Raw genomic sequence first — 22,784 nt, 5'->3', positions numbered from 1 at the left:
ATGCGAATGCTCTGCGTGGATACGTCGACCGAGGTGTGCGGTATTGGGCTGGCGGTGGATGGGCGTTGCCAGTTGGAAATGATACTTAACCCCGGGCTGACCCACACCAGGGTCTTGATGGAGGGTATCCGAACGGGGATAGCGATCCTGCGCTGGGAACCGACGGAATTGGATGCGGTGGCTGTGACGCGTGGGCCGGGCAGTTTCACCGGGCTGCGCATCGGGATCAGTGCCGTTAAGGGCCTCGCTTTTGCCTTGGGGAAACCCTTGATCGGCGTTTCATCGCTGGAGGTATTGGCCCATCAGGCGACTGAAGGATACCCGTCGGTCTGCCCGATGATCGACGCACGACGCAAAGAGGTCTACTGGTCGCTGTTTCATCGAACCGATCATGGATTGCAGCGGGTGTGTGAAGAGCGGGTTGGTGCGGCTGCCGATGTGGCCGGTCGAGTGGCCGGCCGATGTCTTTTTATCGGAAACGGCGCCCTCTTGTACGCGAAAGAGCTGAAAGCACGATGCCCCGATGCCGACGTTGCCGGGGCGACCGAACTCACTGTGCCCCGTCCGGCCGTCCTTGCCAGGTTGGCCGCCATGCAAATGGCAAAAGGGACCATAGAAGACATTCATGGTTTTCGCCCCGTCTACCTGCGAAAGTCGGATGCCGAAATAAACAGGTGACATTCTGAGCTAGGATAGGATTGGCCGGTCACCGATGGTGGCTGCGGCTGTTTTTATTGACAGATCCATAGAAAATGGTTATTTGCACAAAATAAATTGCATTAAGATATAAACCAATGGCCCCTGTTGGCGGTGTTGAGGGTGCTCATTGGTTTATGTTTTCATTGGTGCAAAACGTTGACCCTTGTCGGGTCGCGGCTATTTCGTGAATCAAAAGGAGACAGCGTTGGAAAAAATCCCCATTACCCCTCAAGGATACGAGGTGCTAAAAAAGGAATTAAGCCACCTGATGTCGGTTGAGCGCCCCCGGGTCATCAAGGCGATCGAGGAGGCACGTGCCCACGGCGACCTGTCGGAAAACGCCGAGTTCGAGGCGGCCAAAGAGCGCCAGGCTTTTATAGAGGCACGGGTCAACGAGCTGAACTACAAGCTGGGGAACGCTCAGATCATCAATCCAGAGGCTTTGCCCAAGGACCGTGCCGTCTTTGCCAGTCGGGTCCTGCTGTCCAACGTGGAAACCGGGGAAGATGTGGAGTATCAATTGGTGGGGCCGGATGAGTCGGACATTCGCGAAGGGCGCATTTCGGTCGCTTCACCGTTAGGCCAGGCCATCATCGGCAAAAAGCCGGGGGATGAAATCGTGCTCCAGGCGCCTGGCGGAAAAAGAGTTTACGAGTTGGTGGAAATCTTATAAAACGCATGACGTTTTTCATATTGGAGGTCGGTTGTGGCAAGAATCACCATTGAGGATTGTTTAAAAAGAGTAGGCAATCGTTTTAAGTTGGTCCACATGGCTGCCTCGCGGGTGCGCCAGATTCGGGAAGGTTCCGAATATCTCGTCAGTTCACCCAAGAATGAGGATATCGTGGTGGCGTTGCGTGAGCTTGCAGCGGGTAAGGTGATGGAAAAGAAGAAACAACTGGAGTTGGAATAGCCATCAATTGATCGCACTTGCCTAAATCCAGCAACATATTCAAGATCCTCAACAGATCCATGGGAAAGGCCTTGCATGCCTACGACATGATCGCGGACGACGATCGAATCGCGGTGGGTCTTTCCGGTGGCAAGGATAGCTGGGCGCTTCTCTGGCTTCTCACGGAGCGGCAACCCCGCGTACCTGTCAATTACAGTCTTTTTCCGATTCATGTCGATCTGGGATTCGGTGGAGACGGCGCCGTGCGAATCGAACGTTACGGCCGCCAGATGGGTTGGCCGGTTCGGATCGAGTTCACCGATTTCGGCCGGGTGGCCCACAGCGATGTGAACCGGGAAAATCCCTGTTTCCTCTGTGCCCGCAGAAGACGGCAGCGGCTTTTCGAAACGGCGGAGGCCTTGGGCTGCAACAAGGTGGCGCTGGGTCACAACAAAGACGATATCATCGAGACTTTTTTTTGAATATGTTGTATGCTGGCGAGATGAGCACCATGCGGCCCAGTCAATCTTTTTTTCAAGGACGCTTGACAGTGATCCGCCCCTTGGCTTACACCGAGGAGGCCGATTTGAAGCGTTTTTCGCGGAAGATGGAGTGGCCGATTGTCGAAAATCCATGCCCGAGTGCGGGGCGCTCCAGAAGAGCTGCCGTGAAATCCGTGCTCGAAAGACTCTATTGTTCCAACGATAAGATAAAGGGAAACATTTTCAGAGCGATGCGACATATCAGGCCAGAGTATCTGCTCAGGTGATGCATGTCGGGCGTCCGGCCCAAGCCGGGCCGACGCAACCGTCGACTGCAATCGCCTGGCATGTGCTATTGATCTAAACTCTGGATAAACCCGTATATCACTTCTGGCTTCTCCAGGGTCACCGGAACTTCTGCCTGGTTGACACGGCGCCTGGAGGAGATACGACATGCAAGACGTACAAAGCCAGCCCGATACCCGCAATATCCCCATCGATGAAGTCGGCATTAAAAATTTGCGCTATCCCATCACGGTGCTCGATCGGCGGGAGGGGCGGCAGGCCACTGTCGCGACGATCAATATGTATGTGGACTTGCCGCACAACTACAAAGGCACCCACATGAGCCGGTTCGTGGAGATGCTCCACCTGCTCAAAGCCGAAATCTCCCTCAAGCGGTTCGCCGAGTTGCTCGACCAGATGAAAAAGCATCTCAATGCCGCATCGGCCCATATCGAGATCACGTTTCCCTATTTCATCGAGAAAAAGGCGCCCATCAGCGGCGCACCGGGGCTCATGGACTACACCTGCCGCATCACCGGGTCCAGCGATTCCAGGGACCGGGTCGATTTGATGACCGAAGTGAACGTTCCGGTCACTTCGGTCTGCCCCTGCTCCAAAGCGATCAGTGATGAAGGCGCCCATAATCAACGGGGGCAGGTGAAGCTGCAAACCCGCTTCAAACGGTTCATCTGGCTGGAAGACATGATCGAACTGGTCGAATCCTGCGCGTCCTGCGACGTCTATTCGGTACTCAAGCGGGTCGACGAAAAGGAAGTGACCGAGAAGAGTTACGGCAATCCCAAGTTTGTCGAAGATATCGTGAGGGATATCGCGGCGCGACTTCTCGAAGACGACAACATCACCTGGTTCTCGGTGAGCGCCGAAAATTTCGAATCGATCCACAACCACAGTGCCTACGCCCACATCGTAAGCGGTCAGCCGCCTGCGAGGCATTGATCTATTTTAAGGCGCGTTCCAATAACCGCAAGACGCGATCGCTCCTTTTTCCGGGTGTGTTGATCATCACGACGAATCGATAATGCCCGCCATCGGCACTGCTCAAATAGCCGGCCCGGGTGCTTACCCCGTTGAGCGTTCCGGTTTTGTACCATTGACGACCCTCCCGCCGCATCAGCCCATGATAGGGTTGAAAGTGTTGCAGAATATGAAGCATGGTATTCGCCGAGATCCGATTGTCGCGTGACAGGCCCGACGCCTCGGCGATGTGTCCTGTCTGGGCGCCCAACACCGTTGTGTAATAGGACCGCAGGGCCTGCAGGCCCTTATCCATGGTTCCCGGCGGCCCAAATCGGGCGGCCCCCATGGCGAGCATCAGTTGGTTGGCAATGAAGTTATTGGAAAACTCGAGCAGAGCCGCAACCACGTCCTGCAGTGAATTGGGTGCGGTGTAACGCCATAGCAGCGTTTTCTCCCCGCTTGGAATGGCATCCCATACGATCTCCTCGGGTATGTCGATACCCGTTTTGCCGAGGAAAAATAAGAACATCTCTCCGCTGTACTGCAAGATTTCCCTTCGGTCTGCGGCCAGTGTGATGCGCCCCTCTTTCTGCCCGGATGCCCGGATTTTTGTTATGGCGAACGGAAGCAGGGGCGTTTGCGGCTCGGCACTCTCCCAGTGCCCACTGTTTTGCCTGAAATTGACGGTGTTGAAGTTCACGCACAGGGCCCCGTTGGGCGCGTCATAGGGTTGCAAGGTGTTGTTTCGCCCAGGGATGACAATGGGATAGGAAAAGTAGCTGTCATCCAGAATCAAACCCGCGATCCTCGTGATCCGGGTGGCGAGGTGGCCGGCGATATCCCCGATCCGTTCGGACACCATCAAGGGGTCGCCATACCCCTTGATGATCAGGTAGTTGTCTGGGGTGATGTAAAAATCGGTGGAAAACCGATAATCTTTTCCCAGATAGTGGAGCGCGGCCAGAGCCGTCAGGGTTTTCAATATGGAGGCCGGCACCAGCAATCGATCGGCATGGATGGAAACGAGCTGCCCTCCTTCCGGGTCGATGACGGCCACGGCATCGTTTGGCCCTAAAAGCGGGGAAAGCTGATCGGCCAGGGCAGGACTGACCGATGTCAGGCCGGCCGTTGCCCGCCCGTCGGGTAAACTGTTAAATATGAACAAAAGGCCTATCGAAAACACGATAGTGCGGCGGATCAAGGGACATGGGATCATTCGCTGGTGATACTCCTATTTACAGCATGGCGGATAATCATGTTTGTGCCATGAGGATAGATAATTTTCAAGCTTCTCTGGAATGGACCGATATTTACCCATGGTTGAGGGAACGCGGCGTGCAGTCTGCCGTTCCAGCTGATGTGCAGGCGGCAAGGGATGCGCCAGGGGGATTGCGGCTTCATGGAATCAAAGGAAAATCGAAAATTTGCACTGCTGCTGGTGGACGATGAAGCCACGATTCTATCTGCGTTGAGGCGGCTGTTTCGCACGCTCCCGTATGATCTGCACACGGCTCAGGACGGAACGGCCGCCATGGAGATTTTGCGGTGCACGGCCATCGATGTCGCCCTCGTGGATCTGATGATGCCCGAAATGAACGGGATGACGCTGCTGGGCCATATTCGTGAAAAGTGGCCGACAATCAAGGTCGTCATCTTGACAGGTTGCGGCGGCGTGCGGGAAGCCGTCGAGGCCATCCAGATGGGGGCCGTCGATTTTATAGAAAAGCCGTTCGAGAACGAAACGCTCCTTGCCCGATTGGATCAACTGCATCACATGTGGCAACTGGAGCAGGAGAACCGACGGCTCAGGGCGCAATTCCAATTCCAGTTCGGTTTCGATCAGCTGGTCGGCAATGCCGGCGTCATGATCAAGCTGAAGCAGATGATATTGCAGATCGCCCTATCGGATGCCTCGGTTTTGGTGCAGGGGGAGACCGGTACCGGCAAAGAGCTGGTGGCGCGGGCCATTCATTACCACAGCCCTCGCAAAACGCAGCCCTTCGTACCGGTCGATTGCGCCGGTATCAATGAGTCGGTAATGGGAAGTGAACTTTTTGGTCATACCAAGGGGGCCTTTACCGGCGCCTATGAATCAACGCCCGGCCTCATCAGAACTGCACATAATGGAACCTTGTTTCTCGACGAAGTGGGCGAACTGCCGCTGTCCATGCAGGCCAAGCTGTTACGGACGATCCAGGAGAAAGAGGTGCGTCCGGTGGGTGGAAACCAAAACGCCTCGGTTGACGTACGATTCCTGGCCGCGACCAATCGCGATCTGGAAGAGGAGGTCGCCCAGGGACGGTTTCGTCAGGATCTGTTTTATCGATTGAATGTGATCGTTCTGACCGTCCCGCCGTTACGCGACCGACGGGATGACATTCCCCTGGTGGCCAATCACTTCTGCGACCGGTTTCGAACATCTGCCGGCCAGGCCAAAACGATTGATGCCGACGCGCTGGCTTGTCTCATGGCCTATGACTGGCCGGGCAATGTGCGTGAACTGGAAAATGTGATCAGGCGGGCAGTGGCCATAGGGCATGGCGACGCAATTACCCCGCGTGACCTGCCCGAGAGCTTTTTCCTCAAAACGAGTCGTGTCGAACCCTCTTCTGCCGAACCTGTTTTGGTGGACGGAGATTCGCTGGAAGCCTACGAGTTGGTCGCCATTCGTCGGGCTCTGGAAAAAGCAGATGGAAATCGCAAACGCGCCGCTTCGATGTTGAAAATCGGCGAGGCAACGCTCTATCGAAAGTTGAAAAAGTACGAGCTATAGGCGGTTGTGCCCCATGGCGGACCTGGACGCCTCGAAGGAACGGTGCGCTATCGGCTTTCCACCACGAGGGTCACCGGCCCATCGTTGACCAGCGCCACTTGCATCATCGCCCTGAATCGGCCTGTAGCCGTGTGGATACCTTTGCCACGGACCTGTTCGATGAAGTATTCATAAAGCTGTTCGGCCTTTTCCGGCGGCGCAGCGGCCACGAAAGAGGGGCGTCGGCCTTTGCGGCAATCCCCCAGTAGGGTGAACTGGGAAACGACCATCATGGCACCGCCGCTTTCCCCCAGGGAACGATTCATCCTGCCGGATTCATCCTCGAAAATCCTCAAGTGGACAATTTTTTCTGCCAGGTAAACGGCATCCTTCTCGGTATCGTCATAGGCGACGCCCAACAGCACCAGTAGGCCGGCTCCAGTTTCACCGATGACCCGGTTCTCCACGGTGACCGAACACCTGGTGACTCGTTGAATCAAGGCGCGCATCCATCGACTCCTCGAATTGACTTGGCGTTGGTTTGCGAAGCCCGGTTCATTCGCGTTTCCGGTGGGTGAGATCCGCCAATGCTTCGGCCAAGGGGTTGTGGAACGGTTGTTTGACCTCGGGCCTGGGCTTTTGTCCCGTATGCCTGGCGGCCGGTTTGGATTTGGCGTTGGCTTTCGGTCTGGTCCTATCCGCTTTTGCGGTCGGCCTGGCCGTCGCCTCGGGCTTGCGACCGGTGCGCATGGAAAGGCCGATGCGCTTGCGTTCCAGATCGACCTCAAGAACGGTCACTGTCACCTTCTGCTGCACCTTGACCACCTCGGTCGGATCCTTGACGAAACGGTCGGCCAGCTCACTGACATGCACCAAACCGTCCTGATGTACGCCGATGTCGACAAAGGCGCCGAACCGGGTCACGTTGGTCACGATGCCCGGCAGCTGCATGCCGACCTGCAAGTCTTTCATTTCAGTGACATGGCCGGCAAAGGCGAATGCCTCGAAATTTTGGCGCGGATCGCGGCCGGGTTTGGCCAGTTCTTCCATGATATCGGTCAAGGTCGGCAGTCCCACCTTGTCGTTGACGTAACGTTGAATGTCGATGCGGTTTCGCAGCTGAGCATCCTGCATCAAATCTTGCACCGTGCAGCCCAGGTCCGCGGCCATGGCATCCACGATGGTGTAGCTTTCCGGATGTACGGCGCTGGCATCCAATGGGTGCTCGCCATTGGAAATTCGCAAAAAGCCGGCGGCTTGTTCGAAGGCTTTGGGACCCAGGCGAGGCACCTCCTTGAGCGCTTCGCGGCTGCGGAATGGGCCTGTTGTGTCGCGCTGTTTGACGATGTTACGGGCCAATTGGGGGCCCAGGCCGGAAACATAGGTCAGCAGTTGGTTGCTGGCGCGGTTGAGATCCACGCCCACCGCATTGACGCAGCTCACCACCACATCGTCCAGGGTGCGTTTCAGGTCGTTTTGATCCACATCGTGCTGATACTGACCCACGCCGATCGCCTTGGGATCGATTTTGACCAGTTCGGCCAAGGGGTCCATCAGGCGCCGGGCAATGGAAACCGAACCGCGCACGGTCACATCCTGATCGGGAAATTCATCGCGGGCCACCTCGGAGGCCGAATAGACCGAAGCACCGCTTTCGTTCACCATGAGGACGATCACCTTGGACGCTAGTCCCAGGCCGCGAACGAAGGTTTCGGTCTCCCTTCCGGCCGTGCCGTTACCGATGGCCACGGCTTCGATATCGAACTGGGCGCATAATTTTTGAACAGTGTCGGCGGCCTGTTGCGCCTGACCCTGCCCAGTATGGGGAAAGATGGTCGTGTGGTGCAGCAGTTTGCCCTGGCGGTCCAGGCAAACCACCTTGCAGCCCGTGCGGTAACCCGGATCGATGCCCATCACGCGCTTGGCCCCCAACGGCGGCGCCAGCAACAGTTCGCGCAGGTTGTCGGCGAATACCCGGATCGCTTCGGCATCGGCACGTTCCTTGAGGTGGAGCCGCAATTCGGTCTCCAAGGATCGCGACAGCAACCGCTTGTAGCTGTCCTGGACGGCGGCTGTGACCTGTTGGCTGTCCGCGCCCTCGCCCTTGACGAAGAGCTTTTCCAGAATGAGCAACGCCTCGGTTTCTTCGGGCAGTATGCTCAGCGAGAGTACCTCCTCGCGCTCGCCGCGTCGCATGGCCAGGATTCGATGAGAGGGCGCGGTGGCAGCGGTTTCGTGCCAGTCAAAATAATCCTTGAACTTGGCCCCCTCGACCTCCTTGCCCGCGACCACTGAGCTATGGATCACGGCGCGTTCGGCAAAGAGTGCCCGCAGCAGCGATCGGGCGGTTTCATCTTCGTTGATCATTTCGGCCAGAATATGGCGGGCCCCTTCCAGTGCCTCGTCGATGGTGACGACCCCCTTTTCCGCGTCCACAAAGGTCTGCGCCATCTGAACGGGATCGGCCCCTTCCTGGGCCATGAGCTGCAAGGCCAACGGCTCGAGGCCTTTTTCCCTGGCGATGGTCGCTTTGGTGCGCCGCTTGGGACGGTAGGGCAAATAGATGTCCTCCAGCACGCTCATGGTTTCTGCGGCAAGGACTTTGGCCTTCAGTTCGTCATTGAGATGGCCATGTTTTTCCAGGCTGGCCAGGATGGCCTCTTTGCGCCCGTCCAATTCGGCCAACTGGCCCAGTCGGTCCCGCACCGAGGTGATCTGGACTTCGTCCAGGCTGCCGGTCGCCTCTTTACGGTAACGGGCGATAAACGGTACGGTGGCGCCTTCGGACAAGAGAGCGGCCACTGCCTCGATCTGGCGAGGTAAAATTCCCAATTCGGTGCTGATGGTGGTGACATGCTGAACATTCATGGAAAAAGCTCCGGACATGCGTTGATCGATGATATGGCGGATGGACGATGATGTCGACGAGGTTGTCCTGATTGCTCCTGTTCGCTGAAAAAGTGCCCCGAGCTATATGCGCTGAGCCGCATGCTTGTCAAGGGTGGATGAAACCGGCCAGCGATTCTAACTGAATGCCATTCATTAAACCCGGCCCGGGTGGGGCAGGTGGCCGATGCCACACGCCAAGCGGTCAAGAGCCAGTAAAATGCACTGCGGGCGGCCCAGAAACTCGCTGCGCTCAAACAGTCTGGGCCGCTTGTCCGCCGTTTGCATTTAACTGGCTCTAAGACCGCAGGCTCACGTGGCCCTGGCCACCTGTCCCACCCGGGCCTGCCATCTCCATTGCCTTGCGAATTTTTTTATCAAACAACTGGAATGCATGCCCTTCAAGATGAACCACATTCAGTTAGAACTGCTGGAAACCAGCTTGTTCGGGGTGATCATTTGTTTTATAGGGTCAAAAAAAGCCACGGGAGCATCTCCGATGAACAAATGGCAATATTATCGCCTGAAAAACGGGATGTTGATCGCCAATCTGATCAGCAATCTCATCGGTTTCCTTATTACCCAGATGATTACCGGGGTGTGGAATCCACTGCCGGAGGCGATGCGGGCCCAGGTGGACCGGCTCAATTTATATTTCACCCCCATCGCTTTCATGACGGGGTTTGTCCTGACACTGGCATACGAACGTCCGCTGCGAAGATATCTGCACGCCCATTTTCATCCTGGTAAAACACTGAAAGAAGCTTTGCCGGTGCCATTGCGCCGACGTTCGCTCAACGAGCCCTTTTTTCTGATTCTCATGGACTTTGGGCTCTGGATCGCATCGTCGTTTTACTTCAGCATCGGGGCGTGGTCCATGGGCGCACAGCCCCATGTCGTTCAATTCATGTTCGCAGTGGGACTTTATACCGGATTGGTGACGAGTATCATCGCTTTTTTTACCTTGGAGTATGCGGGACACAAATGGGTAACGCCGGTGTTTTTTCCCGATGGCAGGATTTCTACGACGCCCGGCGTGCTTCGGATTCGTATCGGCGTGCGGCTGACGGCTATGCTTATGGGCTGTAACATCATTCCTTTCATCGCTATCCTCGGTACTCTTCGACAGATGAAGGTGTCGGCCATCGCCTCTTCGACGACGGTGACCCAATGCGGCATGGCCATCGCCGTCAACTCCCTTGTTTTTATCGCTATCGGCTCATGGATCACCCTGCTGGTCAAGGGGAATTTAACCCGACAGTTGAATCATGTGATCGGCGTTCTCAAACAGGTGCGGCAAGGCAACTTTGACTCCAAAGTGCCGGTGACGTCCAACGACGAGATCGGATATGCAGGCGAGGTGATCAACCAGATGACCGAAGGGCTCAAAGAGCGGGACATGATCAAAGAGACGTTCGGCCGCTATGTGGCCCACGAGGTACGGGACGAAATTCTTTCCGGCCGGATTCCGCTTGACGGCGAAGTCAAGGAGGTGGTCAGGATCATCAACCGCTATTTCCGCAGCATGGAAGAAGCCATCCAGGCGCATAAGGGACTGGTGCTGCAGTTTCTCGGGGATGAGATCGAGGCGGTTTTTGGGGCGCCCGTCTCGCGCCACGACCATGCCTGCCTGGCGGTGGCGGCGGCCCGTGAGATGTCACGGCGGATACACCAAGTCAATGCCGAGTTGCGAACCGCAGGATACCCGCTGTTGCGTCATGGCATCGGCATCCACTCGGGCGAGGCCCTGGCCGCCAATATCGGCAGCCCGAACCGCCTCTCATACGCCCTGGTCGGAGACACGGTCAATATTGCCTCCCGACTGCAGGAGCTGAACAAGGTGCATCGCACCGAAATCATCCTCAGCGGTGCCACCAGGGATCGTCTAACCGGGGATCTCCCTCTGACACCGCTTCCAGAGACATCCCTGAAGGGTATTGCCCGTCCTATCTCTTTGTATACACTCTGAATGCCGATGGGGCCGGCGCTATGAGGCCGATTCACCATCGATCAATTCGGCGATGTCCTTCACCTGGATTTTGCCCTCCAGCCCCTCTACCTTGATCCCATCTTCGAGCATGGTCAAACAATTGGGGCAGGCAACGGCCAGAATAGTCGCACCGGTGGCATGGGCCTGGCGCGCCCGGATGCGCGCCGGGCTGTCTTCGCTGCCGCCCAATAGATCCGTGTAGTAATTGCCCGAACCGCCGCCGCAGCAGAATGCGCTTTTACGGTTGCGATCCATTTCGATCAACTTCGATCCGCCGATGGACTGCAGTACCCTTCGCGGTGCCGTGTATTCGCGATTCCATCGTCCGAGAAAACAGGGATCATGATAGGTGATCTTCGTCTTTTCCAATTTGGGAGGATGAAGCCTGCCGCTCTGAATCAGGTTCGGCAGGATCTGGGTATAGTGATAGACTTGATAACTGCCGCCAAAGCGCGGATAGATGTTTTTTAGGGCATTGTAGGCGTGCGGCGACAAGGTGATGATGTTTTTGACACCGCGTTCGTTGAAGGTGGCGATGTTTTTTTCGGCCAGCATCTCGACCAAACCTTCTTCGCCGAGCAGTTCGACCTCATTGCCGTCGTCGGTTTCATCGTTGCCCAGAACGCCGAAAGAGAGTTCCGCTTTTTGAAACAGCCTCGAGAGCGCCCTGGCCGTACTTTGCGCACGGCTGTCATAGGCCCCTTCGCTGCCTACAAAGAAGAGAAATTCCTGTCTTTCAAAGGGTTCGATGGAGAGCTCTTTTATCCAATCGCTGCGCTTTTTGGCGCCGACCCCATAGGGGTTGCCGTGCAGTTGGATGTTTTTCAAATAGGTCTTCACCGGCGAGGGGATACGCCCCTGGGCCACCATTTCGGCTCTCGCGGCAATCACCATGTTCAAAATGTCATCGGAAAACGAAAGGGGGCATTTTTCTTCACAGTTCTTACAGGCCACGCAGGAATAGATGATTTCGGCCAGGTGGTCGGTCAGCTCGAGTTCACCGTTGATCCACGCCCGGATCAACCAGAGCCGGCCGCCGTTGGAGTGGCTTTCCAGGCGATGGCGGGCATAGGCCGGACAGTTGTCCACATCTTCCCAGTCCTGGGGAAACTTGCAGTATCCGCATCGAAAACAGCGGTGGATCACATCCATGTATTTGTATTGTGTCTGCGCCATCAGGCCACCTCCCAGTTTCCAGGATTCATGATGCCGTTGGGGTCCAGCAGATGTTTTACCTTTTTCATCATTTGAAGGGTGTTGGGATCCATCCGATCCATGACCAGTTTCTGTCCGAACACCGCTGGTTTCCAAAGCGTGCCACCCAACTCCAAGACCATTTGGTCCGTTTCATGCAAGGCTTCCCGGGCATGCCTTACGGTCTTCTCGTCGGCCCGGTTGAAGGCATATGTCCAGGAAAACATCATGCCATGGCTGCTGCCGACCACTCGTCCCAGAACGGTATAGGGAATGCCGTGTCGTGCGGAAATTTCAGAGCCGCGCCGGTAACACTCCGGATAGTACGATACCGGTACGATCGAGCCGACATATTCGAATCCTCCGCCCTTGCGCCAGTCCGAGGTTTTGCTGATCTGAGGGCGATCGATTTTCTGCCCGACGGCGCCGATGCCGCCGACCCCGTCCTCTATGTACCGGGCCAACTTGCCGTCAAAGATCAGCTGTCGTTTGAATTCCAGCTCCTCTTTTGAGTCGCCCGAAAGATTGACGAGAATGCAGTGAAGTCGATTGAAAGGCGGCGGGATCTCCTGGCTGATGGCCATGATGTCTTCGGCCATGCCGATGTGGGTCATTTCATAGATGATTTCTGGTACCAGGTTTTCATCCTGGACAATGAACATGTCCTGCTCCTGGAATTTTTTGCATGGAAACAGCCTCAGCGACACCTTGGTGATGATGCCGGTGCATCCGCTCCATCCCAGGAAAAGCTGCAAGTCGGGCAAGGGGTGGAGCGTATACCAGTCGTTGCCCAGCGCACAGGAACCAAAACGGCAGATTTCTCCGGTGGGCAGGACCACCTCCAGGCCGTTGATCATGTCCGAATTGAATCCGTAAGGGTGGGCCAGATCGCCCTGGCCGTGGATCGCCAGGTTGCCGCCAATGGTGGCCGCCGCCGGCGCCCCGGGTTCGGAATGCATCAGACGCGGTGCATGCTTGTGAAGATAGGCCGTGACCTTGCCGTGGGAGATGCCGGCCTCGACCACGATGTAGCGGCCCTGTTCATTGAGCTCGAGGATCTGGTCCATGCGTTTGAGATCCAGGGTAATCCCCCCACGGAGCGGGAGTGCCAGGCCGGCGAGCGACAGGCCGCCGCCGAGGGGTACCACCGCCACTTTCTGTTCATTGGCCAACTTGAGGATCCGGCTGACCTGTTCAACGGTTTTAGGGGCAGCCACGTAATCGGGCCACTGGGGCTCGGAGGTGCCCAGATCCTTGGAGTAGGTAAAGAGTTCTTCGGTTCGGTTCGATACGTAGTCTTCTCCGACAATATCCATCAATGCAGCATAGATCGAATCCATCCATCTCCTCCTCAGGCGGGTTTTTCACCAATGGCCATACGGCACAGATCGCTCATCCAGATGGGCATGATGCCACTTTCGGCCACTTGTTTGCCGATGGTTTGCATACAGGCGGGGCAGTTGAAGATACACAGTTGCGCGCCGGCCTTTCTCATATCCGCGATGTTTTTATTCTGAAGATCGAGGCAGAATTTACGACTGCCTTTCTGCCTCTGGGATAAAATGGTGCTACCGCAACATAGGGCGTTTTCATCCACGTATTCGCGATCCACATGCTCGACTCCGATCAGGTCGAATATCTTCTTCACGAAGAGATGCTTGTCCGGCGACAGGCGGGAAGAACACGGTCGCTGATATGCAACCTTATACCCCAGCGGCCGGATTTCTTCCTTAAGTTCGACCAGGCGGTTATACAAATGCTCAAATAGATGAATGGATTTAAACGGCACATCGATACCGAATGCCTGTGCGTAGGAATTGTAAGTGCCATAGCACTCATCGTGAAAATGCACGACTTCGGTGGGACGATGCGCCGCAATCGTTTGAATGATACCTGGGACCCGTTCGTTGATAATCGATATTCTGGCAAAGTGAAGATACATCAGGTTGCAGAAGTAATGATGCATTTTTCGTTTGTCGGTGGAGATCAGGGTTAACCCTTCGAACAGTTTGCCCTGCGCAAGATGGGATAGTTGGCTGAAAACCCCCATGTTCAGTACAGGGCCGTTGATCTCCGAGATCTCAGGTTCCCCGCGGAATGGAATGCCGAGCTGCACGCCCTGCTGGATAATGGGCTCGGGCAACGGTGGAATGTTCCGCTCTTCCTGGCGGCTGACAATAAGGTAAAAGGGGTGGTTTCCCATGGGACAATACTCTTCGCAGGCATAGCATGTCCGGCACTCGTGAAGTACGCGCGAGTTTTTCCCCTGGATGATGTTTTGTATTTCCAGGGTGGCCTCCTCCACGTCCATGTTCAAATACTGACATTTGGTCAGGCAGTCTCTTGTGTCGCATGCCAGGCACTTGTTTTCATCAAAGCGTAAGGTCAACATCGTGCATCCCCCTGTTTGACAGTTGATCAGCGGATAGTTTCGGGTAAACGTCAGGTGATTGGCCGCAAAGAATACCATACTCCCATATCCGACAGTAGATCAAGTCGCATTACGCAAATTGTCCTGCGCGATCCTATCGGCTCATGTGCGCAAATAGTGTAATTGCCTTATTCCGTATTTGCTCAGATGTGTGGCAGGAGGATCGATCTGAGCGTGAGAAAATTGATCTCGTTAAAGGGGCATATCTATCAGCCTGCTGAGCAAAAGGTGATAGGAACAACCTTTCGATGGATGCGATTCATGCAGCGGCATATATATTGCTAATGCTCCCGCAGGGTGCGCTTGTTGAATCCAGGGTGGTCGATCGGGGCCACCCTGGCTTTTTGCTGCATCCGGCCAGACGCCTCGACGAGCACCCAAATCATCTTCAGATTCTCATCAAATCCTTCATGCTGATCGCGGGTTTCCCGCTTTCCCATCCTTATGCCGGTCGCTATTGTACTTTACTTTATAGAAACAACAGATTATATCAATTTTGAAAACGCGCCAGAAAAGATCCATATCTATTATTTATACACGCAATCTGATGAACGCCTTATAGGAAGGTGCCTTATGGCCGTCAGCGACGAGCGGGAGGTGAACCAGTGAAGGTAAAATGGATCTCTATTGTTATCTGTGCAATGATCTTCGTTCTGTTTACTTTTTTATCTGCCGAAAGCGTTTTTTCGGCCATGACCATCGGAGAAAAGGCGCCTGGATTCACCTTGACCGACATAGCCGGCAAGCAGCGCTCTCTGAGGGAGGCACAGGGTCGGCAGATGACGGTCCTGTTTTTCTTTGATGCCCAATCTTCCTCGAGCCAGGGTGGCCTCTTGATGCTCGATAGATTGCTGCAGCAGTATAGAGATGAACAGTTGACGGTGTGGGGGATTACGCGATCCAAAGCGGGCGCCGTTGAACAATTTATTCTTAAAACGCATATCAAGTTTCCCATTCTTCTCGATACCATGGACGTCAGCCGTCAATATGATGCACAGGTCATCCTGCCGGTGGCGTGCATATTGGGGCCTGATCTGGAAATCCTGGACTATTTTCAAGGCGGCGGTAAAACGGCCGAGGTGATGCTGATCCGGCTGGCCGAACGCCAGATCCATCGCAACGAGCCCGAGCTGGCCAAAGCCATCAGTGCCGACATCGTTCGCAGGGATCCAGGCAACCTGGAAGCCAGGGCGATTCAGGGGTACGTGGCTCTGTCCCAAGGCAAAACCGAGGCGGCAAAGCAGGTATTCGATGAAATTGCGGCGGCCCCAGGCCAAGCTGCCATCGTCGGTAAGGAGGGGCAGGCCATCATCCTGGCACGCCAGGGAAACAGCGAAAAGGCGATGGCTCTGGCCGACGAGTTGGTGAAGGCGGCGCCCCAAAGGGCGGTGCCCCACAAGGTCAAAGGAGACCTTCTGATGGCCAAGGGGGATCGGGGGGGTGCTGCGAAGGCCTACCAGGAAGCACTCAACCGAACCGACGCGACGCTCTTTCAAAAAACGGAAACATTGAATCAATTGGGACGTCTTTACGCCCAGGAAGGGCAATATGGCAAGGCTCGCGGTCTGTTCGACCAGGCCGTTGCGATGGACCCCTACTACCTTGAGCCGACCTCCAACAAGGGGGTCACCTACGAAAAAGAGGGCCTTTGGAGCAGGGCCCTGTCTGAATACCGGCAAGTCCTGGCCCTCGATCAAGCCGATACCATCGCCTCTGTGTTGGCCAGAAAGGCCGAACAAATGATGACCTTGCAAAAGGATACGGAAAGCAAAAAGCGTATGGACCAACTGGTCAGCAATCTGGTCGAGCGGTATAGGCGCCAAGAAAAGGCGGATAAGGCGCCGCCCGAAGACCAGTGGACCTCCCGGCCAATGGTGTTGACACTGGTCGACGTTCAAGAGCGCGGTGGTCTGGCATCCCGGGATGGATTGTCCATCGCACTGACGGCACGTCTCGGTGAATTGTTGGATGCCTCGGGTCGGGTGAAGGTGGTCGAGCGGGCTGTCATGGAACTGTTGCTTTCCGAACTGAATCTGGGATCTTCGGAACTCGCAGACCCACAGACAGCCTTGCAATTGGGCAAAGTTCTGTCGGCCAAGTTGATCGGGACCGGTACATTGCTCTACCTGCCCGACAACACCTTGTTGAACCTGCGAATGATCGATACGGAGACCACAGCCATTGCAAAGACCATTACGCATCGTTTGCCGGCCAATGGTGATCTGGAACGCGAGTTGTTTGATTTGAATCGGGAAATCCTGAAGGCCGTCATGGACCAGTACCCGCTTCAGGGGTATGTCGTTCAGGTCGACGGCAAAGAGGTGATGCTCAACTTGGGCCGCAACCAGGGCGTTACCCCAGGCAGTGCTTTTGACGTTGTCGAAATGGGAAAAGAGATCACCTATAAAGGACGTGTGTTGAAAAGCGAATCGCAATCGGTGGCACGCCTGGAGGTGGTCCGGGTGGAGCCGGATTTATGTTATGCCCGTATCATCGAGAAGAAGCGTGAACCGGCGCGAGATGACCAGGTCAAAGAGGTGATCCTGGAAATGGCCATGAAGGGCAAATAAGATGAAATCTGCGGCGAAGCGAAAGGTCTTTTGGCCCGCAATAGGCACGCTTTTCATGGTGATAGCCGCATGTGCCGGAGCCGGGTCTCCCAAGGGGGCGGGGGATTTGAAAATTTCCGTGGCGGTGTGGGAACCACAGGACTTGAGCATGATCTCACATGGTCAGGAAGGGATCGGGGGTTTTTTGGCTGGTCGCATCGTACAACGGATCACGGAGATGCAAGCGTACCAGGCAGTTGAGCGACAGGAGCTCCTCAAGGCCATTGAAGAGTTGAATATCGGCAGTTCGGATGTGGCCGATGCCCAGGCGCAGCTCAGACTCGGCCGTATCATCGGTGCGCAACAAATGGTGTTCGGGGCTTTTCAGGTGGCGGGTTCATCCTTGCGTTTAGATTTGCGCCGGGTGGACGTTGCCAGCGGAAAGATTCTCAAAACAGCCACCGCTCTGGCAAAGGCGGGAAATATAGATGGATGGCTATCGGCCGCCGATCATGCGGCCTTGGATTTGATGGCGCCCTGACCTGGTCAGGGCCCATCGATCCGGTTCCCGGTGCGCAGGATAGAAGTATCCGGCGAACAGCTCAGAAGGGAGCGCGCAGACATCCTCTGGATTTTTTTAAGTAGTGCCCATCCACAAATGGCCAATTTGCCCGATATCTGCGTTCTGCTCAAAATTTTATCCTCGGAATATCAGCTATATGCCTGCGGTAAAATTTTTCGCACGCCTTGATCTAAACCAAATTTGCCTGTTTGTGGACGGACACTAAGTAGCGCCAACAATCAAAAGCGGGCCGATACCCATAATGTCGCGCTGCCGCCGTCAAAATCCGACCCGGCGGCGGAATTCGACGGGTTGTTGTCCACCTCCATGAAGTAGCCTTGCAGTCTCAAGCCGGCCTCCCATCGGGCGGTCAGGCGTCCGACCAATTCGCAGCCGAACAGGGTCTTTTCACGTTCGCTCAGGTAATACGGGTCGGTGGTAGGATAATCGTTTTCATCGATCATCAAGTATTGGATCCACGCTTTGACATCCATGCGGTCGGTGATCTGAACGCGACCATTGATCTCGGCAATCCATTCATCACCGAAATAGTTCTCAGGCTCCGGTTGCAGCACCCCGAGGTTGTTTTGCCGTTCATCCTTGTCCCTGAAAATCGCTTTCACCACACCGTTCAACTCCCAGGTCGCTCTTGCATAGGTGACCCCAGCACCGACAATGGTGACATCGCCTGGTTCATAATAATCGACGCCTGCCAGTTCGTCGGTTTCGAATCGCGTCCAGGATCCGAACAGGCTTCCGGTCCATTGGGAATTGAAAATATAATCCACGGCGCCCGTCAAGTTCAAGGCGTTGCCCGGATCGTAGTCCTCCATGGTGTCGGCGGCATCGAAGCTGCCTCGCCAGATATAGCCAACGCCGACGGCGGTATACAGTGCACCCCAATGTTTGAGAACGGAAATATTCGGGTTGACGTTGAACCCTTCTCCCATGCGGGTGATCGTCGCCTTGTCCGGATCGGCAATGCTGATCGTGTCTCTCGCATCCATTCCGGTTTTTCCGGTGGGCAAATTAAAATCCAGGGCAAATAAAAGATCCACCGGCAATTTCGCCACGCTTTCATAGGCCAGATTGACCTTGGTGTCCACAAACCCATCGAAGGATCGACTGCTTTCGTTGTCCGGGTCGATTTCGTTATAGGCGTATGCGGTGAGCACCTTAAAATAAAAATTCCGGTAGTCGAGTCCTGCCTCGATGGGGATATGGTATTGGAATCCATCTTCTCCAGAATCGCTGTTCCACCAGTCGATATGAAATCCTGTCCGGCCATAGGTTTCTGCCTCTGCCGGAACAATAGCCAACACGGAAACCGCGAGAAACAAGATGCAGGTCATGGTCGTTCGCATCACGAAATTCCTTTCTGTCTTCGCTGCTTTTTAGAATGGTTTTGCCTGCGTATCATGGTTCATCAGGTTCAAATATAGGTGATTCCCCTTCCTGCGGAGGGGATGTCGGCTGAACTGACGGCGGTTGGGGAATGCGGGCCAGGGGGGTGGCGGGCGGCAATTGGGTCGAAAAGGAGGTCTCCTTTCTCACGGATCGTAGCATCTGCCTGCGATGCTCGAGAATTTCTGCTTCACCCGCTTTCTCTTCTGGCGTTGGGGCACCATCTCCACCACCGTAGGATGGCGGAACCAATCCCTTATCCTTCAGCTCCTGCAGCGACGTTTTGGCCAGCGTCAGGTTCGGGTCCTGCTGAATCGCCCGATCCATGAACTGTGCCGCCGACTCGAATTGCTGGTGATCGACCGCGTCGATACCCCGAAACAGGTCCAACAAAGCACCCTGGCTGCGACTCAATGGTCGACCCAAGTCACGTCTCTGCTGTTGGGTCAAATTGATTTTAAGGTCTAAAATGATTTGGTTGAGCAATTGCTTTTCAATAGTGAAAAGCTGTTCCATCTTGTCCTTTACTTCTGCTCGGCCAATGGTTTTACCCGGTGCCACATCGATCAAATGGGCGCCGACATGTAACGTCGTTGCCGCACTGCCTGAAAAAGAGCCACCGATCAGATATTGGGACTGCAACAAACGGCCGACCCGAGGAGTGGTATTGGAATCGACCAGTCCGGATTGCCCAAGACCGATCTCTTCAACAAGGGCTTGCAGCTCCGTTCGTTCGACGACGGTGATCATATCCAGCTTGGACAAGTCGGAGATCAGCATGATCGCCAGCCCCTTTTGAAGTGGATCAAGGGCGCGATCCTCAGACAGATTGCGGAAATAGAGGATCGCAATGCTGTTGGGTTTGGTCATGGCGGCAAGCTGCTTTTCCTGTTGGATCGCCTGGCGAGCCCATTGCCGCTGATCCGGAGTGATCACCTGATCCGCCCTTGCAAAGACTGTCGACAGTAAGAGGCTGAGACCGATAATGGCCACCAGTTTGGTTGGATTTGAACGAATCATCGCGTCCTCGATATGGGTTGTGGTTTTGTGATGAATTGCGCGTTCAAGACATGATAGCTGATGATTTAGCGGAAAATAGCCTGGTTTTCAAACCCAAATTAAGGTGAGGAGGGCCTTGTCAAGGGATAGGGTGTCCGGAAAAACGAAAAGCGGTTCGGCATGTCAGCCAGACCGCTTTATGGTTGGATTTGGTCGGGGCGAGAGGATTTGAACCTCCGACCCCTTGAACCCCATTCAAGTGCGCTACCAGACTGCGCTACGCCCCGACACAAGCCAACCTCACTATCATTGCGGGTAACCCATGTCAAGAAACTATGACGACTTGGTCCAAATCCCAAGAGGCAGGTTTTAGCGTTTTCGGCCTGGCAGCGTGCAAAAATTGAAACAAGTTCCCCCCTCTTTTGGTGTCAAGTAGTTTTCAAAAGGATAAAAAACAATGGGTTATGTTTGGGCATAGGAATTGCTTTTTAAAATCGCTGGATACCCGGCGGTGCCTCGGCGATGTGGAATGATCCTGAAGGTGAACAGACGGGCCGGAAGGCTTCAGATGTGGGAAAGGGCTTTTGTTGTACCCCTAACAGGCCAGAGAATGCTGATCTGGCCGGAGTGAACCAAAAAAGAGGAGGACAGGATGAAAAGGTATCTTGGCGCGGTATTTGTGCTTTTTTGTGCATTGACGATCGCCGTGGCATGCTCGGAGCAAGGTGGCTCTCAAGAACAGGCGGCGGAAAAGCGAGAAGCCCAGAGCCAGGCAGATTCGAAATCGCAGGCCGCTGCTATGCCAGCCGGACAGCAGCCGGCAGCAGAGATGTCTTCGGAGCAGGCGGCTACGTCCGATGAGGAGGAGATACAGGGGACAGTGGTCAAGACAGACGAAGGTATCGTCATTTTCAGCGATCGCGGCAGCTATAAGGTGGCCGGCCAGGATCTGGGTGGGTTGGTCGGGAAAAATGTAAAGATAACCGGCACGGTTGAGGAGGCCGAGGGGCGGTCTGTGGTCACGGTTTCATCCGTGGCAGTGATCGAGTAGTTGCCGGTGACACCTGGTTTGGGTACTGAACTCGCGTCTTGAGGTTTCGGTACAGCTCAAAACTTCTATTTCCAGATAACTTCATGGGGCATCCGTTGGGTTCGGATGCCCTTTTTTTATCTTTTTCACCTATCGGTCATTGACGCAAATTATCACCTTTGTTTAGAGTGTGCCCAATATGTATTCCATCCAGGAGCTCGTACCGTCCATGAAAGATATCTTGGAGCAAATTCCCCGAACACTTTTGTTCGCGCTGCTGAACAATCCATACGAGAGTCTGATTCTGGTTGATGCCGACGGTGTTATCCGCTTTGTCAGCGAGTCCAACGAGAGTGTCCCCAAATCGGCATTGGCCAGCGCTGTAGGAAAGCACATTTCAGATGTCAATCCTGATTCCGATCTGGTTCGGGTGATCGAAACCGGTCGTGCGGAAATCGGCCGAAGCCTGATTCTGAACGATCGTGAACGGATTGTCGCCAGAATTCCCCTCGTCAAAGAGGGGCGGGTGATCGGGGCGGCCGGTAAACTTCTGCTCTCCAGTCCGCAGAAGGTCAAGGCGCTGTACCAACGCATCGAGAGCCTGGAAAAGCAGGTGGATTACTACAAGTCGGGAGCCTGGCAAATCCATGGCGCCCACTTCTCTTTCGACAACATCGTCGGACGATCTGCGAGGATCGAAAGAGCAAAGGCCCTGGCGGGCATAGCGGCCCAAAACGACTCGTCGGTAATCATTTCCGGTGAATCCGGAACCGGGAAGGAGATGTTCGCGCACGCCATCCATGCCGCCAGTCCACGGCGTCACCATGCATTTGTCCGAATTAATTGCGGCGCCGTTCCCGCGGAGTTGATTGAATCCGAGCTGTTCGGATATGAGCCGGGTGCATTTACTGGCGCCCAGCGGCAAGGAGCGCCGGGTAAAATTGAATTGGCGCACAATGGCACACTCTTTTTGGATGAAGTGAGCGAGATGCCGTTGCGCATGCAGGTCAAGCTTCTACGGGTGCTTCAAGACAAAGTGGTCGAGCGAATCGGAGGCGGAAAGCCGCGGCAGATCAATTTCAGGCTGATCAGTGCGACCAATCAGGACCTGGAGAGCATGATTCGACAAGGTGGTTTCCGTCTGGACCTGTTTTACCGAATTAATGTAATGACCATCCCTTTGCCTTCGTTGAGAACCATAATCGAGGATATTGCGATCATTTTCGAGGCCATCCTGCAGGAGTTGAGCCTGCAGGAGCGACGCAAAAAAAAGTCGGTCGCGCCGGAGGTCGTGGAGGCGCTCAAATCCTATGACTGGCCGGGAAACATTCGCGAGCTGCGTAATGTGGCCGAGCGGGCATTGGTCCTTTGCGAAAGCGACAGGATCGAGGTCGATCATTTGCCGGAAATGCTCAGGGGCCATAAGGAGCGCCGCGTGGTAGGCAGGTCGGGGGTGACGCCGCTAAAAATCCTGATTGCCGATGTCGAGCGCCAGGCCATTTCAAAGGCCCTTCTCGAAAGTGGCCACAACAAGAATAAGGCAGCCGATCTATTGGGTATCCATCGTACCGGATTATATCAAAAAATGAGAAAATACAAAATGTTATAGGACGACTACGGCGTTATGTAGAGCTTTCTATGCATGTATAGA

The 22,784-nt window shown here is 55.1% G+C and carries 20 protein-coding genes and 1 tRNA gene; 12 read left to right on the top strand and 9 right to left on the bottom strand.

The window, feature by feature from the left end:
* The 5 genes from tsaB to folE2 all read left to right on the top strand — a co-directional run bounded on the left by tsaB (nt 1) and on the right by folE2 (nt 3,315).
* Entirely contained in the window at nt 1–678 is a 678-nt protein-coding gene (gene tsaB, locus DFT_RS14895; RefSeq protein WP_054031942.1) for a tRNA (adenosine(37)-N6)-threonylcarbamoyltransferase complex dimerization subunit type 1 TsaB, read from the top strand.
* A gap of 226 nt (nt 679–904) precedes the next feature.
* Nucleotides 905–1,372, top strand: a complete 468-nt coding sequence (gene greA / locus DFT_RS14890; protein ID WP_054031941.1) for a transcription elongation factor GreA — start codon at nt 905–907, stop codon at nt 1,370–1,372.
* 33 nt (nt 1,373–1,405) lie between these two features.
* A complete protein-coding gene (gene rpoZ / locus DFT_RS14885) occupies nt 1,406–1,612 on the top strand; it encodes a DNA-directed RNA polymerase subunit omega (protein WP_054031940.1) in 207 nt (68 codons plus the stop codon).
* Between the two features lie 17 nt (nt 1,613–1,629).
* Nucleotides 1,630–2,073 carry a PP-loop family protein gene (locus tag DFT_RS26795; protein ID WP_235506238.1) on the top strand — a complete coding sequence of 148 codons (444 nt, stop codon included), beginning with the start codon at nt 1,630–1,632 and terminating at the stop codon, nt 2,071–2,073.
* A 453-nt stretch (nt 2,074–2,526) separates the two neighbouring features.
* Nucleotides 2,527–3,315, top strand: coding sequence for a GTP cyclohydrolase FolE2 (gene folE2 / locus DFT_RS14875; protein ID WP_054031939.1), 789 nt, complete (start codon nt 2,527–2,529; stop codon nt 3,313–3,315).
* Between the two features lies 1 nt (nt 3,316).
* Here folE2 and DFT_RS14870 read toward each other — a convergent pair whose 3' ends face one another.
* On the bottom strand, nt 3,317–4,501 hold the full coding sequence (locus DFT_RS14870; RefSeq protein ID WP_161807172.1) for a D-alanyl-D-alanine carboxypeptidase/D-alanyl-D-alanine-endopeptidase: 1,185 nt from the start codon (nt 4,499–4,501) through the stop codon (nt 3,317–3,319).
* A gap of 234 nt (nt 4,502–4,735) precedes the next feature.
* On the opposite strand from DFT_RS14870, the gene DFT_RS14865 reads away from it, so the two are divergent.
* Nucleotides 4,736–6,109, top strand: a complete 1,374-nt coding sequence (locus DFT_RS14865) for a sigma-54-dependent transcriptional regulator (protein ID WP_076750736.1) — start codon at nt 4,736–4,738, stop codon at nt 6,107–6,109.
* Nucleotides 6,110–6,156: 47 nt separating this feature from the next.
* On the opposite strand, the gene dtd is transcribed toward DFT_RS14865, so the two are convergent.
* Both dtd and DFT_RS14855 read right to left on the bottom strand, forming a co-directional pair.
* Nucleotides 6,157–6,597, bottom strand: a complete 441-nt coding sequence (dtd, locus tag DFT_RS14860; RefSeq protein ID WP_054031936.1) for a D-aminoacyl-tRNA deacylase — start codon at nt 6,595–6,597, stop codon at nt 6,157–6,159.
* Between the two features lie 46 nt (nt 6,598–6,643).
* Nucleotides 6,644–8,956: a Tex family protein gene (locus DFT_RS14855; RefSeq protein WP_054031935.1), complete on the bottom strand. Its 2,313-nt coding sequence runs from the start codon at nt 8,954–8,956 to the stop codon at nt 6,644–6,646.
* 517 nt (nt 8,957–9,473) lie between these two features.
* Here DFT_RS14855 and DFT_RS14850 point away from each other — a divergent pair.
* Nucleotides 9,474–10,943: an adenylate/guanylate cyclase domain-containing protein gene (locus DFT_RS14850; RefSeq protein WP_161807171.1), complete on the top strand. Its 1,470-nt coding sequence runs from the start codon at nt 9,474–9,476 to the stop codon at nt 10,941–10,943.
* An 18-nt stretch (nt 10,944–10,961) separates the two neighbouring features.
* On the opposite strand, the gene DFT_RS14845 is transcribed toward DFT_RS14850, so the two are convergent.
* From DFT_RS14845 to DFT_RS14835, 3 genes are read right to left on the bottom strand one after another with little or no spacing between them, the layout of a single operon-like run.
* Nucleotides 10,962–12,140 carry a (Fe-S)-binding protein gene (locus DFT_RS14845; RefSeq protein ID WP_054031933.1) on the bottom strand — a complete coding sequence of 393 codons (1,179 nt, stop codon included), beginning with the start codon at nt 12,138–12,140 and terminating at the stop codon, nt 10,962–10,964.
* Nucleotides 12,140–13,498: an FAD-binding oxidoreductase gene (locus DFT_RS14840; protein WP_054031932.1), complete on the bottom strand. Its 1,359-nt coding sequence runs from the start codon at nt 13,496–13,498 to the stop codon at nt 12,140–12,142. Before DFT_RS14840 ends, DFT_RS14845 begins: the two co-directional genes overlap by 1 nt.
* An 11-nt stretch (nt 13,499–13,509) precedes the next feature.
* Nucleotides 13,510–14,550, bottom strand: a complete 1,041-nt coding sequence (locus DFT_RS14835; RefSeq protein ID WP_076750734.1) for a heterodisulfide reductase-related iron-sulfur binding cluster — start codon at nt 14,548–14,550, stop codon at nt 13,510–13,512.
* 287 nt (nt 14,551–14,837) lie between these two features.
* Here DFT_RS14835 and DFT_RS25910 point away from each other — a divergent pair, with 287 nt between their 5' ends.
* From DFT_RS25910 to DFT_RS14825, 3 genes are all read left to right on the top strand, one after another.
* On the top strand, nt 14,838–15,089 hold the full coding sequence (locus DFT_RS25910; RefSeq protein WP_152972006.1) for a hypothetical protein: 252 nt from the start codon (nt 14,838–14,840) through the stop codon (nt 15,087–15,089).
* 105 nt (nt 15,090–15,194) lie between these two features.
* A complete protein-coding gene (locus tag DFT_RS14830) occupies nt 15,195–17,159 on the top strand; it encodes a tetratricopeptide repeat protein (RefSeq protein ID WP_152972005.1) in 1,965 nt (654 codons plus the stop codon).
* Between the two features lie 148 nt (nt 17,160–17,307).
* Nucleotides 17,308–17,679, top strand: a complete 372-nt coding sequence (locus DFT_RS14825; RefSeq protein WP_152972004.1) for a CsgG/HfaB family protein — start codon at nt 17,308–17,310, stop codon at nt 17,677–17,679.
* A 260-nt stretch (nt 17,680–17,939) separates the two neighbouring features.
* Here the strand turns inward: DFT_RS14825 and DFT_RS14820 are convergent, their stop codons facing one another.
* The 3 genes from DFT_RS14820 to DFT_RS14810 form a co-directional block, all read right to left on the bottom strand.
* Nucleotides 17,940–19,064: a hypothetical protein gene (locus DFT_RS14820; RefSeq protein ID WP_054031928.1), complete on the bottom strand. Its 1,125-nt coding sequence runs from the start codon at nt 19,062–19,064 to the stop codon at nt 17,940–17,942.
* 52 nt (nt 19,065–19,116) lie between these two features.
* Nucleotides 19,117–20,124 (bottom strand): CsgG/HfaB family protein, encoded by a 1,008-nt coding sequence (locus DFT_RS14815; protein WP_054031927.1) that lies wholly within the window; start codon nt 20,122–20,124, stop codon nt 19,117–19,119.
* 189 nt (nt 20,125–20,313) lie between these two features.
* Nucleotides 20,314–20,390, bottom strand: a tRNA-Pro gene (locus tag DFT_RS14810).
* 365 nt (nt 20,391–20,755) lie between these two features.
* On the opposite strand from DFT_RS14810, the gene DFT_RS14805 reads away from it, so the two are divergent.
* Nucleotides 20,756–21,154, top strand: a complete 399-nt coding sequence (locus DFT_RS14805) for a hypothetical protein (protein WP_054031926.1) — start codon at nt 20,756–20,758, stop codon at nt 21,152–21,154.
* 208 nt (nt 21,155–21,362) lie between these two features.
* On the top strand, nt 21,363–22,742 hold the full coding sequence (locus tag DFT_RS14800; RefSeq protein WP_054031925.1) for a sigma-54 interaction domain-containing protein: 1,380 nt from the start codon (nt 21,363–21,365) through the stop codon (nt 22,740–22,742).
* The last annotated feature ends 42 nt before the right edge of the window (nt 22,743–22,784 follow it).

Source organism: Desulfatitalea tepidiphila, assembly GCF_001293685.1.
Taxonomy (GTDB): Bacteria; Desulfobacterota; Desulfobacteria; order Desulfobacterales; family Desulfosarcinaceae; genus Desulfatitalea; species Desulfatitalea tepidiphila.
The sequence above is the reverse complement of the archived record's forward strand: the minus strand, read 5'-3'. Positions and strand labels throughout refer to the sequence as shown.